Origin of the sequence: Methylomonas methanica, assembly GCF_001644035.1 — a bacterium.
GTDB lineage: Bacteria > Pseudomonadota > Gammaproteobacteria > Methylococcales > Methylomonadaceae > Methylomonas > Methylomonas methanica_A.
Window position 1 is genome coordinate 109,458 of sequence record NZ_LUUG01000044.1, and the last position, 18,405, is coordinate 127,862.

Annotated in this window: 15 protein-coding genes and 1 pseudogene; 9 read left to right on the forward strand and 7 right to left on the reverse strand. The window is 52.2% G+C overall.

Features of this window, described 5'->3' with window-relative positions:
- Positions 1-12: 12 nt before the first annotated feature.
- The 3 genes from A1332_RS25855 to coaBC are packed head-to-tail and all read right to left on the reverse strand — an operon-like array spanning position 13 to position 4,204.
- Positions 13-2,550: a phosphomannomutase/phosphoglucomutase gene (locus tag A1332_RS25855; protein WP_064007013.1), complete on the reverse strand. Its 2,538-nt coding sequence runs from the start codon at positions 2,548-2,550 to the stop codon at positions 13-15.
- Between the two features lie 15 nt (positions 2,551-2,565).
- Positions 2,566-3,021: a dUTP diphosphatase gene (gene dut, locus A1332_RS02620; protein ID WP_064007014.1), complete on the reverse strand. Its 456-nt coding sequence runs from the start codon at positions 3,019-3,021 to the stop codon at positions 2,566-2,568.
- The gene (gene coaBC, locus A1332_RS02625) at positions 2,993-4,204 is read right to left on the reverse strand and encodes a bifunctional phosphopantothenoylcysteine decarboxylase/phosphopantothenate--cysteine ligase CoaBC (protein WP_064007015.1); all 1,212 of its coding nucleotides are present in this window, start codon (positions 4,202-4,204) and stop codon (positions 2,993-2,995) included. The genes dut and coaBC overlap by 29 nt, the downstream gene beginning before the upstream one ends.
- 281 nt (positions 4,205-4,485) lie before the next feature.
- On the opposite strand from coaBC, the gene A1332_RS02630 reads away from it, so the two are divergent.
- From A1332_RS02630 to A1332_RS02640, 3 genes are all read left to right on the forward strand, one after another.
- Positions 4,486-5,373, forward strand: coding sequence for an NF038132 family protein (locus tag A1332_RS02630; protein ID WP_064007016.1), 888 nt, complete (start codon positions 4,486-4,488; stop codon positions 5,371-5,373).
- Positions 5,374-5,907: 534 nt separating this feature from the next.
- On the forward strand, positions 5,908-6,765 hold the full coding sequence (locus A1332_RS02635) for a lytic transglycosylase domain-containing protein (RefSeq protein ID WP_064007017.1): 858 nt from the start codon (positions 5,908-5,910) through the stop codon (positions 6,763-6,765).
- Positions 6,766-7,110: 345 nt separating this feature from the next.
- The gene (locus A1332_RS02640) at positions 7,111-7,878 is read left to right on the forward strand and encodes a GGDEF domain-containing protein (RefSeq protein WP_064007018.1); all 768 of its coding nucleotides are present in this window, start codon (positions 7,111-7,113) and stop codon (positions 7,876-7,878) included.
- 15 nt (positions 7,879-7,893) lie between these two features.
- On the opposite strand, the pseudogene ppa reads toward A1332_RS02640, so the two are convergent.
- A pseudogene (ppa, locus tag A1332_RS02645) lies at positions 7,894-8,438 on the reverse strand (inorganic diphosphatase).
- Positions 8,439-8,531: 93 nt separating this feature from the next.
- Between ppa and A1332_RS02650 the strand changes: the two are divergent.
- On the forward strand, positions 8,532-9,326 hold the full coding sequence (locus A1332_RS02650; RefSeq protein WP_064007075.1) for a DUF2797 domain-containing protein: 795 nt from the start codon (positions 8,532-8,534) through the stop codon (positions 9,324-9,326).
- On the opposite strand, the gene alr is transcribed toward A1332_RS02650, so the two are convergent.
- Entirely contained in the window at positions 9,302-10,444 is a 1,143-nt protein-coding gene (gene alr / locus A1332_RS02655) for an alanine racemase (RefSeq protein ID WP_064007019.1), read from the reverse strand. The genes A1332_RS02650 and alr overlap by 25 nt on opposite strands.
- Positions 10,441-11,835, reverse strand: coding sequence for a replicative DNA helicase (gene dnaB, locus A1332_RS02660; protein WP_064007020.1), 1,395 nt, complete (start codon positions 11,833-11,835; stop codon positions 10,441-10,443). The genes alr and dnaB overlap by 4 nt, the downstream gene beginning before the upstream one ends.
- Before the next feature lie 334 nt (positions 11,836-12,169).
- On the opposite strand from dnaB, the gene A1332_RS02665 reads away from it, so the two are divergent.
- The 3 genes from A1332_RS02665 (at position 12,170) to A1332_RS25585 (ending at position 15,090) form a co-directional block, all read left to right on the forward strand.
- On the forward strand, positions 12,170-13,294 hold the full coding sequence (locus A1332_RS02665) for a hypothetical protein (RefSeq protein WP_064007021.1): 1,125 nt from the start codon (positions 12,170-12,172) through the stop codon (positions 13,292-13,294).
- Positions 13,295-13,314: 20 nt separating this feature from the next.
- A complete protein-coding gene (locus A1332_RS02670) occupies positions 13,315-13,881 on the forward strand; it encodes a hypothetical protein (RefSeq protein WP_064007022.1) in 567 nt (188 codons plus the stop codon).
- A gap of 540 nt (positions 13,882-14,421) precedes the next feature.
- A complete protein-coding gene (locus A1332_RS25585; protein ID WP_064007023.1) occupies positions 14,422-15,090 on the forward strand; it encodes a VPLPA-CTERM sorting domain-containing protein in 669 nt (222 codons plus the stop codon).
- Between the two features lie 150 nt (positions 15,091-15,240).
- Here A1332_RS25585 and A1332_RS02680 read toward each other — a convergent pair whose 3' ends face one another.
- Positions 15,241-16,479 carry an HD domain-containing phosphohydrolase gene (locus A1332_RS02680; protein ID WP_064007024.1) on the reverse strand — a complete coding sequence of 413 codons (1,239 nt, stop codon included), beginning with the start codon at positions 16,477-16,479 and terminating at the stop codon, positions 15,241-15,243.
- Positions 16,480-16,833: 354 nt separating this feature from the next.
- Here A1332_RS02680 and A1332_RS02685 point away from each other — a divergent pair, with 354 nt between their 5' ends.
- Together A1332_RS02685 and A1332_RS02690 are read left to right on the forward strand one after the other, a co-directional pair.
- Complete coding sequence (locus tag A1332_RS02685; protein WP_197491374.1) at positions 16,834-17,484, forward strand: PEP-CTERM sorting domain-containing protein; 651 nt, start codon at positions 16,834-16,836, stop codon at positions 17,482-17,484.
- Between the two features lie 58 nt (positions 17,485-17,542).
- Positions 17,543-18,217 (forward strand): hypothetical protein, encoded by a 675-nt coding sequence (locus tag A1332_RS02690; protein ID WP_064007026.1) that lies wholly within the window; start codon positions 17,543-17,545, stop codon positions 18,215-18,217.
- Positions 18,218-18,405 lie beyond the last annotated feature (188 nt).

The window sequence follows — 18,405 nt, forward strand, 5'->3', positions numbered from 1 at the left end:
GATCGCTAACAATTAAAAAGGTAGTTTGATGTCGGGTTTGATTTGCAGCAGCAGCTGCCTGAATTGAGCTTGAATACGTTGCATCGCTTCCTGGCTATCCGCTTCGAAACGCACGGTTAGAACCGGCGTGGTGTTGGAGGCTCTGACCAGACCCCAGCCGTCGGCAAATTCGACGCGCATACCGTCTATATTGATGATCTTGCCATCTTTAAACTTGGCCTGGCTGAATAGCTGCTCCATAAAGCGGACGCCTTCGCCCTCGGCCATCGGTACATGCAGCTCCGGCGTATTGATACTGTCCGGCAAATCGGCAAAGACATCGCTACTACTGCGCATATCGCCGGACAAAATTTCGATCAACCGCGCAGCGGCGTATAAGGCATCGTCAAAACCGAACCAACGGTCGTTAAAGAAAATATGCCCGCTCATCTCGCCGGCCAGTGCCGCTGCGGTTTCCTTGAGCTTGGCTTTCATCAGCGAATGGCCGCTTTTCCACATCAATGGCCGTCCGCCGCGTTTAACGATTTGATCGTGCAAATGCCGCGAGCACTTCACATCGTAAATAATTTCGGCTCCCGGTTTATTCGCCAGCACATCGCGGGCATACAGCATCATTTGCCGATCCGGCCAAATAATTTTGCCGCCGGAATCGACCACGCCGATTCTGTCGCCGTCGCCATCAAAAGCTACACCAATATCAGCCTCGTAATGCTGCACGGCCTTAATCAGATCGGCTAGATTTTCCGGCTTGCTGGGATCGGGATGATGATTGGGAAAATTGCCGTCAATGTCGCAATACAACTCGATCACTTCGCAACCCATGGTACGCAACAGAATGGGCGCCAACTGTCCGGCTGCGCCGTTGCCGCAATCGACAGCCACTTTCATCGGCCTGACCAAATGCACATCGTCGGAAATCATGCCGATATATTCGTTACTGAATAAGCTATTCAGCTCGATGGAACCTGGAGCACCGTCGCTAAAATCGCCGGCTTCGATACGTTTTTTCAGTTGTTGAATCTTGTCGCCGGATAAGGTTTCGCCGTTCAAAACCAGTTTAAGGCCATTATAGTCTGCTGGATTGTGGCTTCCGGTAATCATCACGCCACTGCGGCCTTCGCTGTGCTGGGTGACAAAATACAGCAGCGGCGTCGGCACCAGGCCGATGTTCAACACATCGCAACCTGCTTCGGTAATGCCTTTTGCCAAGGCATCCGCCAACCCCGGGCTGGAGAGCCGGCCGTCCCGGCCCATGACGATAGTCTTGATATTCAACTGCCTGGCCTCGCTACCCAAAGCCCGACCGATATTTCGCACCGTTTCCGCGGTCAATCCCTTGCCGACGATACCGCGAATATCATAAGTGCGGAAAATATCGGCAAATGACTCCTCCGCCGTCGGCACGGCAGCGGGCATCGCTACGGGTGCCGATTTCTCGGTGGGAGCAGCCGCACTAAGCGGCGCCTGCTGGGCCATGCTGATAGGCGCCGTGCCCAGGCTCACCGGCACACTGGCATATTGTTCGGCTGTTTTGGGCGAGTCTTCGATAAAATCGATGTCGAACGACTCGTCGAAAAAGTCATATTCGCCCAATTCGTCAGGTGCTTTACTCGGGCTTTTTTCTTGTTCCAGGATGCGTTTGAACTGGGCCAAGGTAGAAATGATCGGCCGCATTTCATCGAGCTGCACCGGATAGTGACCAACCTGCTTGCCGGTCATCATGTCCTTGGCGGCCTTTAAAATACTGCTTTGATCGTGATGCAGATAATCGGCCAATTTACGATAACCGACAAAAAACGCCAAAGAACCTAACAAGGCGGGAATCAAGATAATGCAGGAAAATAAAATGATGTCGCCGGCACTGGTGCCGCCACCTATGGAAAGCTCCAACGACCAGCGGCTGTTAGTCAGTGGCATCACTTGCGGCTCGTCGTCCTTGAACTCCGGCATACCGACACTGGCCAATACGGCCTGTTCTTGCTTGATCTCCACATAGCCACTGCCGACGGTAGTCTTGGTGATCAACTGCTGCAACAAATCCGGCTTTAAACTAACCAAAATCACGCCAATTACCTGCTGATTTTGACTAACCGCAGCCGTCATCGCCAAATGCCGATGCTCGCCCTCGCCTTGCACGAAGGGCTTTTGCTTGGTCGTCAGCGTGGCGCGCACCATCTCCAAATCGGCAAAGCCCATGTTAGGCACCTGATTAAGATCCGGCTCGCTGACCGTCGCCGGCAGCAAGCGCACGCGCATCGCTTGCGGAATCGTGTTCTGTAGTCTACCAGCGACATTATCCAACGCCGCTTGATTGTGAATATCGCCGGCAAGTACCGTCACCACATCCGGCGCCTGTGCCAGACCATCGATGACCCGCTGTAGCGTCTCGATCTGGCTGACGATGCTGACTGTCATACCGCTGGCAATCGCAGTGGTACTGGTTTGTTGGGTTTCCCTAACCTGAGCCGCCGAAAACCAATAGGCGCCGCCGCCGGCCAATAACACCATCAGCGCCGCGATGCCGGCAACTATACTAAATATGCGTCCCATCCGTCGCGGCTCCGCTTAGTGCCGGCCGCTATGTCCAAAACCGCCGCTGCCGCGATGGCTTTCGTCGAACTCGGCCACACACTCAAACTCGGCCTGCACAACCGGCACAAACACCATTTGCGCGATACGCTCGCCTATCTCAACGGTAAACTCGCTATTGCCGCGATTCCAGCAGGAGATAAAAATCTGTCCCTGGTAATCCGAATCGATCAAACCCACCAAATTACCCAGCACGATGCCATGCTTATGCCCCAGTCCCGAGCGCGGCAGCAATACCGCCGCCAAATGTGGATCTTCGAGATGAATAGCCAGACCGGTGGGTATCAAGGCCGTTTCGCCTGGCTGCAAGGTCAAGGCTTGATCAAGGCAGGCGCGCAAATCCAGTCCCGCCGAACCGTGCGTGGCGTAGGCGGGCAAAGCAATCTCCTGGCCCAAACGCGGATCAAGAATTTTTAACTGGATTTTTTTCATGCAATTTCTCGGCTATCAGTTTAAGCAGCTGTGCGGCTAAAGTATGTTTATCGGTCATCGGCAGGATTTGTTGACCACCCGGCCAAAATACTTGCAAGGCGTTGCGATCACTCTCGAAACCGCCTTCAGCATGCCCCACCCAATTCGCGGCGATCAGGTCCAGGTTTTTGGTTTGCAGCTTGTGTTTGGCGTAATTTTCCAGATCGTCGGTTTCAGCGGCAAATCCCACTACCAAGGGTTTTGGTTGCAAAGCAGCCACTGCGGCGATGATATCCGGATTTTTTACCAAGGCTATATTGCTGGTGTCGCCGCCTTTTTTTATCTTATGATCCGCTAACTGTTGCGGCCGGTAATCCGCTACCGCCGCAGCGCCAACATAAATATCTGCCGTCGGACAATGTGTCATCACCGCATCATACATTTGCAGGGCGGTTTCCACCGGAATAAGTTTGGCTCCGGCCGGCACTGCTAAGCTCGCCGGACCACTGACCAGTGTCACATTGGCGCCAGCTGACAGCGCTGCGTCTGCCAAGGCATACCCCATTTTGCCGGAGCTTCGGTTAGTGATGTAACGCACCGGATCAAGCGGCTCACGCGTCGGTCCGGCACTAATGACTATATTAACGCCTGACAGAAAGCCGGGCTGTTCAGGCCCCAGCACTTGCCGACCAATATCGGCCGGCTCCACCATCCGCCCCAAGCCTTGCTCGCCACAAGCCTGTTCACCAGCCGCAGGGCCGATAAAATGCACGCCGTGGCTTTGCAATTTGGCAATATTCTCTTGGGTTACAGATTTAGCCCACATCGCCTGATTCATCGCCGGCGCAACGAATACCGGACATTCGGCCGCAAGATACAAGGTGGATAACAAATCATCCGCCAAACCGTGCGCCATTTTCGCCAACATATCAGCGGTCGCCGGCGCAATCAGTAGCAGGTCTGCCCAGCGCGCCAAATGAATATGACTCATGGCCTGTTCCTGCTCGACGTCCAGCAAATCGCTATGCACGGCATGGCCGCTCAAGGCCTGAAACGTCAGCGGCGTGACAAACTGGCGGGCGGCGGCGGTCATCACCACGCGAACTTCATGGCCTTGCTTCCGCAACAAGCGCACCAGTTCCGCCGCTTTATACGCCGCGATACCGCCGCAAACCCCCAACAAAATTCGCTTGTTAATGTTTATGCCCCAAAAGATCAGTTCTTGGAATTATGGCAAACTCGACCTTTGATGTATAGGAACAGCTTATTTTGCAATCAGTCTGTGCAACCAAGGCTTGAACCGTGGGTTTTGCAATTGCCTGACTTATAACCGCCCCCCAAATTGAACCATTGGGCTGTCACAGGGAATACACCACAGAATAGGTTTCGCCGAATGAACGAGGTAAGCAGCGCTACCTGGGATTGCAGCGGCTTATTCAACAAAACCCTGATGACTTATACATCCACACCTAAAAAGGTAGAACCATGAAAAATACGCGCATTCCCCTGATCGCCCTGAGTTTGAGCGGCGCGCTTGTGATACCTGCGGCACAAGCTTCCAATATTTCCGTCAGCGGCAACACCTGGACTGCCAGCGGCGCGGCCGGAATTATTTACGGGGACAGCATTGTAAATAACTCGCCAACTGGAAATGCCCAGTTCGGTTACGTGTCGACCTCTGGCGGCGTCTATGGTGTTTCTCCCCTGATACTAAGGGATGAAGGCCGCGGCACCGAGAACCAAACCAATGGCTCGAAAATTCAATCGAACGCCTTCAATGCCAGCACGAATGACACGCTAACTCTGCACTTCAATTACATTTCAACCGATGGCCGCGGCTACGACGACTATGCCTGGGCGCGCTTGGTCAATGCGGATACTAACAACACTGCCGCCTGGTTGTTTACGGCGCGCAGCACCAATTCCGCTAACGGTAACGTAGTGCCGGGTAATGTGTTGAACCGTCAGGTAGATAACACCTTACCGGATGAACTCGACGCCGTATTGAATGACGGCAACACCGTTGGCTTTAATGTGGCCGGCACAAACTGGATACCACTGGGTAGCTCAAGCGGCATTTGCTGGGATAACGCGAACACCTGTGGTCCGACCGGCTGGATTAAGTCTGCGTACTCGTTCACTGCCTCGGGATCGTATTTCCTTGAATTTGGAGTGATCAACTGGGGTGACGAAGCGTTTGACACTGCCCTTGCTTTTGATTTCGGCGGACTACAACAAGTGAATTTCAGCGGTGTCACATTAGTGCCGCTACCAGCTGCTATCCCTTTGCCTGGCGGCTTCCTGCTGATGTCTATGGGCGTTGGCTTAATGAGCGCAATGTCTCGCAGAGATAAATTTGCCGGCCGATCATAAAATAATCGGCGGCAAGTCATCCTGAATACAAATTAAGTTTACATTTGGGTTGACCCTCTGTTTGAAATCCGCAACAGGCAAATTGGATACTTACTTTGGCGAATAGCACAGTCGCTCAGGGCGAAAACCTGGGTCAGAGAACTAGGGGCTAAATCAGACGCCGCGCCTAAGAAGCCGCCACAATCCCCTCAAAAACAACAGTTTAAATCGCCGTACAATCAACCCTGTGATATATTCGCGCCACGCTCACCTGCCCATATGGGCAATATAGCCTCAGCAAAACAGAGGGTATAGTGCGGACAACCTTGAAGCAGTTCCGGTAAAGCTAACACCCTCAGCGGCCCCGGAACTATTTCAAGGTTTGCCAACATCCCGCGGGATGCAATTAAGCGCAATTGCACGGAAACTCGACCATATGGGCGATCAAGCACTTGCAATGTATACGGTAGCTGGAAGCTTGGAGGATTGACTGTTTAATCCTTTTCCGGCCGGGTTTAGAAGAGCCTAGTCTCAGCAATACAGAACGAGAATTTTATGAACTTGAAACGCCAATCGCTAATTGCCCTGTGCTTGGGCTTTGCCACCCAAATCGGTAATGCCCAGGACTTAGCGCCGGTTAATCTGGAACAAATCCGCAAGACTGCTGCCGATTTCGAACACGGCCGCACTGTCAAACAAGATTACCGGCAAGCATTTGATATGTACTGCAAGGCCGCGCTGCAAGGCGATGCAGAATCGGCTTACAGCATCGGCTTTATGTACTTCAACGGCCGCGGCGTGACTCGTAGCATTCCGCTGGCCAGCCACTGGTTTAAACAAGCCGCAGAACACGGCGACACGCATGCACAGCAAATGCTAAGCCGTTTTGGCGATGTAACGCCCAGTGACGACCCAGCCTGCCAACCGCCGGCGCCGGAACCTGAAGTTACGCTGGTTGCCGATCCCAACCCTAACCGCCAACTAGTAGAAGCCTGGGTAAAGGAGATAGCACCGATTTACAGCATCGACCCGCAACTGATCATGGCGGTGATTCAAGCCGAATCCGCTTTCAACCCCAGCGCACTGTCCGGCAAAAATGCCCAAGGCCTGATGCAACTGATACCGGCAACCGCCGAACGCTTCGGGGTAAAAGACAGCTGGAATCCGATTCAAAACATCAAAGGCGGCACCGCCTATCTGCATTGGCTATTGAGGCATTTCGAAGGCAAAGTCGATTTGGTACTGGCTGCCTATAATGCCGGCGAAGGTGCGGTGGAGCGCTATCAAGGCATACCGCCGTATCAGGAAACCCGCAATTACGTGAAGCAAATTCTGGCTGCGTATCAAAAACCGACACATCCTGTACCGCCGCAAGAACTGCAAAAAAATCTGGTTATCGAACAGAAAACCTAAATTATCGCCAATCCTCCTACGCTACCCCAGCTTAGGAACACGGTATTTCGTAATATTGACGAAATACCGTCTGCACTTAGCCCCAAGACCTCGCATTATCCAGCGCCTCTCCCCTCTTTTCATTCCTCCTAAACGCTTTCAACAACAGTCAGTTACCTAGCAATACTGTCAAGATAAACAGTCCTGGCATAAGAATTGATTCCACTAAGTCAACATACCTCAGTTAACGAGCTTTCCGGCCACTCAATTCATACAGGTTATTGTCATGAAAGTTGATAATTCGATCTTATTCATCGCGGCGTTGACCGTCATCGATTCAGCCGCTGTCCTATTCGAGGTGCTGTGATGACTAACCAAATCAGACAGCAGTCCCAAAAGCCAAGCCTTATCTCATCCGTTGTAGCCCAACGCTGGCTTAGCCAAACACCGGAATGCGAAACCGACAAAGAATGTTGCCAACTGAATCAATCCCGTGCCGAGATTGCCGCATTGGAACGCGCCCTAACAATTAGCCAACAACAGCTCGCCAATGCCCAACGGCAAATCGAAGCACTTACTAACACACGCAAAACCTTGGAACAGCAACTGCTGGAAAGTGACGAGAATTACAGACAAGCCCTGCATTGCGCGCATCACGACGAGTTAACCGGCCTCCCCAATCGCGTTTTGTTGCTGGATAGACTGCAACAAGCCATGGCCCAAGCGGATCGCCAACAACGGCCGGTCGCGCTGTTGTTTATCGATCTGGACGAATTCAAAAACATCAACGACGAACTCGGCCACGCGGCCGGCGACCGATTACTGAAAGAAGTGGCGGGACGTTTGTCGGCTTGTCTTCGCTGTGGCGACACCGCTTGCCGCTACGGCGGCGACGAATTTTTGGTGCTGCTGGGCGAAATTGATGCCGACCGCAGCGTGGCAGCGGTGATAGAAAAAATCCAGTCGCAACTAGCAGAGTCTTGCAGCATCAATGGCAAACCGGTTGCTATCAGCGCCAGCATCGGCGCAGCTATTTACCACCACGACGGCCAAAGCAGTATTGACTTGCTAAACCGAGCCGATAGTGCGATGTACCGCGCGAAAAAACTGAAACTCTCCCAAGCAATCGGCTAGCTTCAGAAAACCGGATCAGCGGCGGCTGCTATGCGACGTTTTATAGCGGCCGACGCTAGCCAGAATTTCTTGCCGCGCATCGTCTAGCCCGCCCCAACCTTCCACGCTAACCCATTTCCCTTCTTCCAGATCTTTGTAGTGTTGGAAAAAATGGGTGATCTTGGCCAGTTTGTCCGGTTGCAAATCCTTGTAATCGGTGACGTGATTGTAGAACGGCGTCAAGCGCGGCACCGGCACTGCCAGCAGTTTAGGATCAGGACCTGCTTCGTCTATCATCTTTAGCACCCCTACGGCCGGCAATTGATCACGCAACCGCTTAGCAAAGGTGCCGGCGTGATGATCATCACATCCACCGGATCGCCGTCCTCGGACAAGGTTTGCGGGATGTAACCGTAATTGCAGGGATATTGCATCGCGGTGCCCATGAACCGGTCCACGGTCAAGGCCCCGGTATGTTTGTCCACTTCATATTTGACCGGATCACTAAAGGCCGGGATTTCCACCACTACATTTATTTCAAAAGGAATATTGCCGCCGGCAGCGACTTGCATGAATGACATCGAATCCTCTTTGAGTAAGCTGGAAACGCTGTCATTATAGCCGCCGTTATTGGGCTATCGGGATTAAATCAGGTGTTAGGCAGTCTGCAAAAAATGACCAGCGCATTGGCCGAACCAGTGCAATATCGTTTGCCGGTCGGCGATCAGGAAATCGCATTGAACCCCTTGTTGGGCAAGAAACTATCACTGCGCTACAGCGGCCAGATCTTTTGCGTGCATTGCGCTAAAAAGACCAACAAAAGCTTCAATCAAGGCTATTGCTACCCGTGCTTTATCAAACTGGCGCAGTGCGATATGTGCATCATGAAGCCGGAAACCTGCCACTACGCCGCCGGCACTTGCCGTGAACCGAGCTGGGGCGAGCAGTTTTGCTTCCAACCGCATATTGTTTATCTGGCCAACTCTTCCGGCATCAAAGTCGGTATCACGCGCCAATCGCAAACACCGACCCGCTGGATCGACCAGGGCGCGGTGCAAGCTTTACCGATTTTCAAAGTTGCCTCACGCCATCTATCGGGCTTGATCGAGGTAAGCTTGGCGCAACATGTCAGCGATAAAACCAGTTGGCAGCAAATGTTGAAAAACAACACCGTGCCCTTGGATTTGGCCGCCGTCCGTAATAGTTTGTTGAAGGAGTGCGCGGATCAGTTGCAAAGCATCGCCGCGCAATTTCCGGACAGCCCGCCGCAATTGCTCAACGATGCCACGTCCCTGACACTGGACTATCCGGTCCTGCAATACCCCAGCAAGGTGAAATCGTTTAATTTCGATAAGGAACCGCTGGTGTCCGGCATTTTGGAAGGCATCAAAGGCCAGTATTTGCTGTTCGATACCGGCGTGATCAATATCCGCAAATTTGCCGGCTACGAAGTGGAAGTGACAGTCTGAACGTCGTCGGCCAAACCTTGCTCAATCACCTGCACCCGCTGAGTAATGCCGCACAACAAGGTATAAGGAATGGTATCGGCAAGGCGGGCAATTTCCTCGACCGGCAGTCCATCGCCCCATAAAGTGACAGGATCGCCGGGTTGCGCACCAGGCTGGCTGTTCAAATCGACGGTAATCATGTCCATGGACACCCGGCCGATCAGCGTCACCCGTTGGCCGTTAACCAGCACCGGCGCGCCGCTCTTAGTGTGACGGTGATAGCCGTCGCCGTAACCGATGGAAACCACCCCCAAGCGGGTCGCGGTTTGGCATTGCCAGGTGCCGCTATAGCCTACCGTTTCTCCGGCCGCCACATCCTTTACCGCGATCAACCGTGAATGCAAACTCATCACCGGCTTTAACCCAAAATCCGCGCCGGTCTTGCCGGCAAACGGCGAACAGCCGTATAGCATGAGCCCTGGCCGCACCCAATCGCTAGCTCTGTCCTGAGCGGAACCGAAACGGACGTTGGGCCAACCGATAATCCCGGCAGAATTAGCGATGCTGCATTCGCCGGGATAGTCTTTTACCGCGTCGTTGAATAAATCGATTTGCCGGCGAGTTTTATCGTCCAGCAAATCGTCGGCGTTGGCGAAATGGGTAATCAGATTGATTGGTTGTTCGACCAGCGCGCAGCCCAGCAATTGCTGATAAGCGGCGTTGAAGTCGGCACCTTTAAAACCCAAGCGGTTCATGCCGGTATCCATCTTCAACCAAACCGCAAGCTTGCTTTCGGCATCGACTTGCTGTTGCAAAATCGAGATTTGCTGCGGCGTGTGAATTACCGCCGCCAGTTGAAACTTCAACAGTTGCAGCAATTCGTCTACGCAAACAAAACCTTGCAACACGGTGATGGGCTGTTTAAATCCGGCCTGACGTAGCCTGACGCCCTCGTCCACCCGCGCTACGGCAAAACCATCCGCCAAGTCCAAAGCGGTCGCTACCCGCGTAATGCCATGTCCATAGCCATTGGCTTTTATCACCGCCATGATTTTGTTGTCCGGCGCGTAACGCTTTACTTGCGCCAGGTTATGACGGGCAGCCTCCAAATCCAAACGCACAAAAGCCGCTGGCGTCATTCGTAATCCTCGGGGCCGTTGTAAACCCCGGCAAAATTCTCGAAGCGGGTGTATTGACCAAGAAAGGTGAGGCGCACCGTCCCCAACGGTCCATTCCGTTGCTTACCGATGATCACCTCGGCTATGCCCTTGTCCGGGCTGTCTTCGTGATAGACCTCGTCTCGGTAAACGAAGATGATCAAGTCGGCGTCCTGTTCGATCGCGCCGGATTCGCGTAAATCGGACATCACCGGTCGTTTGTTGGGCCGTTGCTCCAGATTCCGGTTAAGCTGAGAAAGTGCAATCACGGGTACATTCAGCTCCTTGGCAAGCGCTTTAAGCCCGCGAGAAATATCGGAAATCTGCTGCACCCGGTTATCGCCGCTGGCAGGCGATTGCATCAGTTGTAAATAATCCAACACGATCAAACCCAGCTGGCCATGTTCCCGAGTCAAGCGGCGGGCACGCGAACGGACTTCGGTCGGCGTCAGCGCGGGTGTGTCGTCGATGAACAGCTTGGTCTCGGCCAGCAAATTGATTGCCGAGGTCAGACGCGGCCAATCGTCGTCATCCAGTTTACCGGTGCGGACCTTGTGTTGGTCGATGCGACCCAGCGACGACATCATCCGCATAGCCAAGGATTCTCCGGGCATTTCCATACTGAACACCGCCACCGGCATGCCGCTTTTCAGCGCCACGTTTTCAGCCATGTTCATCGCAATAGTGGTCTTACCCATGGACGGCCGGCCGGCGACGATGATCAAATCGGCAGGCTGCAAACCCGAGGTCTTTTCGTCCAGATCGGTAAAGCCGGTGCTGGCCCCGGTGATATCGCCGTCCAGTTCGTAGAGGGTTTCGATTTTATCCACGGCTTTGGCCAACAAGGATTTGATCGAGCTGAATCCGCCCTGCCCGCGCTGGCGCTGCTCGGCGATTTCAAATACCCGCCGCTCGGCGTTTTCCAATAAATCCGCAGTTTCCCGGCCTTCGGTGGTAAATGCCGAATCGGAAATCTCGGTACCAACATGGATTAATTGCCGCAATACCGAGCGATCACGGACGATATTGGCATAGGCCACGATATTCGCAGCACTGGGCGTGTCCCGGGCCAGCGTACTTAAATAAGCCAGACCGCCGACATCCTGCAATTCACCGGTAGTTTCCAGCACCTCGGATAAGGTCACCACGTCGAACGGATCTTGCTTCTCCGCCAATTGGGCTATGGAACGAAAAATCAGTCTATGGTCACGGCGATAAAAGTCGGTCTCGACCACCTTGTCGGCCACCGAGTCCCAGGTTTGGTTATCCAGCATTAGTCCACCCAGCACCGATTGCTCGGCCTGAATGGAATGCGGCGGTACTTTTAGGGATTCGACAGCTTGGTCGGGGGTGAAATAATAGTCTTCAGACATAGCGGACAGCGGTTGCAAACAATAGCGGCGGATTATACCCGGCTATGCAGCAATCGCGGCAGCGTCGGTTTCTTTACCGAATTGCACGCGTCAAGCCTGACAGGCTTCAAGCCGCTTAATTAAATCTCTAGTCACCTTGCTTAATTACCTTATATTTCGTACCATAAATTTTGGCGTTCATCTTGGCTTTTTTCGGCGAGTTGCCGGCAATGACGTCTCGCTTCATCCTCATTTTTTACAACAATTCTACCTATTCGCTTGCCCTCTCCGGCTGGTCGACAGCATAAACGGGTTGCGGCAAATTGCATTTCTTTACTCCTCGAAGGAGGTTCTCATGAACGGAATTAAACGCAACACAATAGTCGCCGTCGCTGGTCTGCTGGCTTTGGTCGGCTTGTCGATGTCTGACACCAGCCAAGCTGAAACGGGTAATGTGGTGTTATGGAACAAATTGGGTAGTACCGCCGAGGTTACCAATAGCGAAGTAGGACTCGATGGCAGCATTATGGGCAACAGCTACGCTTACGAGCCGGCCAAATTCGGCAATGGCTACGTTCGCAAAGCCCTTTGGAACTGGATTGAATTTCCCGGCCAAATTATGACTAGCTTGGCGCAAAAAGGGACTATATCAATGTGGGTCGTCCCCAAAGTAACGCAACCTCAGCCCTACGATTACGGCGTTTTTGGGTTGGTCGGCCACCCATATTCAGGACAGCAAGATAGTTTTTTTCTTTACTGGGGCGATGGGGTAACCGGTCAGGGCTTCTTCGGCGGCATCGCTTCTACCAATATCATGACATCATTGGAACCTCGGCAATTTGTCGCACAAATTGGCGCAGCCTTCCATGCCGCCATCGCCTGGAACGTGAACGGCATAGATGGTGGCAGCGATACATTAAGAGTTTATCGAGACGGACAATTGATAAGCGCGAGTTCCGCACAATGGAATCCGGCCACTATTCCCGCCTCGGGCTTTGTGTTGGGATCGGAAGCGGAATCTGACGGTAACTCCTATGACAAATACGTCGTTGACAATGTCGTGGCTTACGACTATGCCAAAACCGACTTTTCCGACAGATTCATCGAGAATCCAGTCGAATGCGAAGTGGGTGGACTTCCAGAACTATCGGCGGTTATTAGTAATAAATCTGGTATACAAAACGCCCGCATCTGGACTATTACGCTGACCAACAACAGCCGGTGTCCGGCGGAAAATACTCAAATCGACGACTTGCGTTTAACTCAGTTAACAGGGAGTAACTGCACACCGGCCATCACTATTCCAGCCAGCTTCCCATTGGGCGTGGGCAATATAGCGGCGGGAGCTAAGGTAAGCGGCACAGCAACGATAAACTTCGGCGGCTGCCCCAACACGGCCAGATTTAAAGCAGTCATCCCATTTAGCAGCAACAATGGCGAAGTAACGGGATCGAAAACTTTAACCAATCAATTCCGCTAGCCCTAGCCTGGAGATACCTCATGTTAAAACTAATGATCATGTTAGCAAGCTTGTTTCTTGCATTGCCGGCTTCTCACGCGGCCACTTCCCTACAACTAGACCCCATTAACGGCTCAATCGAAGGGGAAGCGGGCGATACCGTGGGCTGGGGGTTCCTGCTCACCAATACCCAAAACTACTTGGTGGTGACCGGTGCGGAATTTCAGTCATCCTCCTCATCGGGCACGTTTACAGACCTTATCAGCGCGCCTGATAATTTCTTCGTTGTAGGGCCGGGTTTTGGCGCCAGCACGGCCTGGGGACAAACGTTCGACGCCACCAGCCAAATCGGCGTCGGCAGCTTTAAGATTGCCGACGATGCCACGCAGGACACGATCTATGGGCAGATCGTGCTGACTTACGATCTATTCACCCGTAGCCCGTTCAACCCCTTGTTCGACCCGGACACCGACACGTTGTCCAACGGTAATTTTTTAACGGCAAATGCCTCAATCAAAATCAATACCGTGCCGTTACCCGCCGCAGCTTGGCTGTTTGCTGCTGCACTGGCGGGGTTGGGATTGAGCGGACAACGCCGCCGCATCTAACATAAGAGCAACCAGGATAAACACCGCCTCAAAATCGAGGCGGCGTTTTCGGAAAATATTCTAAACAGCAAGGCAAACGGCAGAATTGATTAAAGCTTGTGCTTAAAAACTATCGGCGCAAGTTCGACATATCCCTATTCACCGAAGAATCCTCAAGCAAATCAGCGAGCAATTCGCTCTTTTTACGTAAATATTCAGCGCTGAAAGATTTTCATCCTGCTCAGCAGAGGACACAGGTGTAGGGGCGAATTCATTTGCCCTTTTGTCAACATTGAAGATTAAGGTCGAATAAATTCGACCCTACAGCAGGTTCGCCTGCGTGGAATCGAGACCGCCCTTGAACTATAACGCCACTCCACTCGTTCCGTCCAAACCGTCCATAACAGCCATGACAAATTTGTCATGGCACGAACGGACAATTAAACAGCGTTACACACCCGGATACACTGGTCACCAGCTGATTTGCCGTACACAGCCCGCTCTGCCTCTACGTCCAATCGTCACCGAAACATTTCCATTGACTACTTCTGGGTACTTGCTATGAAAACACTACTTACCGCTTCCATTCTATTATCTTCGGCCTTGGCAACCTCCTCCGCCTTAGCATCCAATGATTTTGAACATGAGCATGAGCACGGTAACTGCGGTAACCAATCGTCTTGCGATTTAGAAAAACTGAGCTTGACCTTATCCGGCGGCAACAACGGCACGCTAATTTCCAAAGCCGATAGCGATACCGCCAACAATAGCTACACCCTTAACTTCGATTATCAGCTGGACACTACCTTCATCAGTAACGCCCTGCTGAAAATATGGTTGCGTGACGACTCAACATCGGCCGACGATTCACACTATAACGGCATATTGAAAGACAGAAACGAATACGCCCGCATCACATCCATTAACGGCTCTAACGTTTCTACCGACTGGACCGAAGTCGACGGCTACAAAAAATATATCAGCTTGGATGTTCGCGACTTCCTGTCCACAACCGGCTTCGCCTCTCTGACGGCTGTACTCGGCGTAAAGGATAGCGGCAGTAAAGATTACTTTTTCAAAGCGGCCGAGCTCTATGTTGAATATTGCCTAGACAACAATGGCGGAAGTGGCCCGATTACCTCGGTACCGGTTCCTGCCGCAGCCTGGCTGATGGGTTCCGGCCTACTCGGATTGATGGGTTTTAACACCAGAAGACAACGTCAAGCATAATCAGCAATTTAGTTCGCTCTTGCTAAAAGCCGGAGGCGTTAATTGACGCCTCCGGCTTTTGTATTTTCAGCTTCAAGCGAATATTTTTACAAGGCACTTTTAAACTGTTTATGCAATTTCGCGGACGAGAACGGTGCTTTTGCGGCCGGTTTAAGCCATCGAGCAATTGCCTTGCGCCAGTTCGTAATAAACGTCCGCATTCTCGATCAATTTTGCGACCACTTCGCTATCCAAGACCCCTTCAGCCACGCGTTGCTGCAGATGCTCGATAATGTCGGCCAATAACATGCCCGCGCGATATGGGCGGGACTGCGCCAAGGCCTGAAAAATATCGGCCACACTGATAATCCGGCATTCTAAGGCCAAAGACTTGCCGATGGTTTTAAATGGGTAGCCCTCGCCACGCAGATTTTCATGGTGCAAGCCAGCCCATTGCGGAATCTTGGAGTCGGTAAATACCCGTTGCAAAATTCGGTAAGTATCGTAACTATGCCGCTGCATACAGGCCCGCTCTTCGGCAGTCAGGCTACCCGGCTTATCAATGATATCCTCAGAAACCCGCAATTTGCCGATGTCGTGCAATAAACCGGCAATTTCTACCTGCTCCAGATCGCAACCAGTCACGCCCATATCCAATGCCAATTGCCTGGAGATTTGCGCAACCCGTTCAGAATGCTGCTCGGTGTAGGGACTTTTCGCATCCACCACTCGTGAGAACAGCCGCGCCATTTCTCGCAGCGAAGGATAAGCCAAGTCTACCGTCGGTAAGTCACGCCCCAATTCGCGTAAATCCTCATCCAGATAATCCGGATCCATTGCCAACCAGAACGCCTGACTTTTCGCCAACTCCGCAAACGCAGCCAACAAGTCAGGCGCAAACAAAGATCCCGAATAACTTTGCAATCGCTCCACTATTTTGGGCGCGGCCACCAAAATTTGCTCGCTGGCCAGATACGGAGCTTGCAACACATCAATGCGATCAGCCAAAAACAGCAGATTGGCACGCAGCCGCACTCGGGGCTCCAGCGGCAATTCAATCAATTGCTCCCAGCGCGTGTGATGGTAGCGGATCTCCTCAGCCAGATAGGCCAGAGGCGGGCAGGCCTGCAGGTATTCCGCGCCGCGTAAGCAATGCGCCTCGGCACCGTCCCACTCCAGCGATTCGGTCAAATGCCTGTGCTCGCGAACCTTGGCCACTCCGCAATCGTGCAGCATGCCGGCATACAGAATGCTCAATCTATCGACAGCTGACCAATCGAGCTTACCGGCTATATGCCAAGCCATCATCGCGACCCGCTTGCCGTGCTTCACTTCGTCGATACCGACTAAATCCAGCGCACAACTCAAGGAGATGATGGAGCGGTGCAAATCGATATGTTGACTATCCATGAGGCTGGACTCCAGATTGAAGGTGTTAGTACGATGCTATCGTACTTTGAAAAGATCGGCAAAGTATCGCAAACATTCCAACTCACTCACCAAGACGACAAGCTGTAACTTCACGCAGCGCTGTGAAAAGCTTCGCATGACAGCCCCATGCCACCCTGCCAAAACTGTCGCAACCTCTGCCCCCTCTGTCAGTTGTTTAACTGAAAATCATTGGTACATCACATTTAAATAATTGATTAGATTAATTTAAATTAAGTTGGCACTACTAGTGCTGTGTTAGAGTGACGCACTATGCAAACCAATTGCTTGCACGCGAAATATTTATCTCTCAGCCACTGCCAAAAAGGAATCGACATGAACTCTGTAATGCCGAAAATGCGCTTATCCGGATTAATCCTGATTTTAGCCCTATTCACTCAAGCCGCTGAGTCGGCAACATTGATCGATAATTTTGCCAACCTTCAATCCACCACTAACACAGTCAACGGCCCAGTTAACGTATCCGGTTCAGGTCTAAGCAATTTGCAACGGACATTGAATTCCAGCCCTACCCCAGGCGGTACCACCAGAATTTTTGTGGAAGAGGGCTTGTTGACCGTCGGTAACAGCAGCAATTCAACCGGCACCGCCAGTGTGTTTTACAATTTCGATGCCATCGACTTCACGGCTTTCGCGAACGCGCTAGTCCTTACCACGGAATCTAGCGACGCCACCTACCAAATTCAAATGATCGCCAACGGTACGTCGATGTTAAGTTTTCAGAATTTAGCCAGCGTAGCAATCGGGTCACCGAGCACAATTAGATTCGATTTCTCACAATTCTCGAATCCCACGGCGTTCAAGAATCTGAACAGTCTGGAGCTGAAATTGCGGGGCACCAATGCTGCTTGGGACGCTGACTTCAGCAAGCTATCCACGGTCCCGGAACCTTCCATAACCGCTTTATTAATCATAGGCGCTTTGGGCATTACGAGCGGCAGACGCCGAAAAGCAGTTGCAGTTTAACACCGGCCACCAAAATCTTCCGATTTCCAAACTTCAATTCTGATCACGGATAATCCACATGAATGCCAAACATTTGCAGAAAAACCTCGCACCTTTGCTGCTAAGCCTGGGCTTAACGCTATCCGGCCAAAGCCAAGCAGGTATATTGACGATTGATAATTTCAGCCATTCTCAAACCGTATTCGACGACGGCGGTAGCGCAGGGTCTTCCAGCGATACGGTATCGGCGCTTACCGGCACCGACCTAAGCAATGCCACGAGAACCTTTATCGCCGAAGCCTCGGGAACCCGTTTAGCCAATACCACGGAAATCGTTTCCGGCGGTAACCAGTTGATCATATCGAATGACGGACGTTCAGCCGGTGGCGCCTCCATTCTGTGGAATTTCGATCCACTTGATTTAACCGCTCACGGCAACGCTATCCTGCTGGAAGTGCTGACAATCGATCTTGGCGTAAATGTGGAAATGGTAGCCAACGGCAGCTCAAGCTCCGGTACCCAAACCTTTACCAGCAACAATAATTACCTGATCAGTTTCAGCAATTTTACTGATCCGGCAGTATTTGCCAACCTGCATAGCTTTCGCTTGAATTTCACAGGCCCGGAAAAGTGGGATGGACAGTTCAGACTATTAACCACCACAACCCCAGTTCCTGTGCCGGCGGCGTTTGGTTTAATGGGTTCGGCATTATTGAGCTTCATCGCCATATCTCGCAGAAAATCGCTTTCCTAATTCTAAAAAAATCTATAACGCTCACCTCCGCCGCTAGTGCGGAGGCGGTCTTTTAAGCATCATTCCTCTTGGAAAACGCCTCAGAGCTTGCGCTTCGCCCTACCAGTATAACCAGGGAGGCAGCGCATCAACATGGACCAAACCTGACCGACAAGGCACAATAGCTCGCTATTTAACCCCTTTCGTCG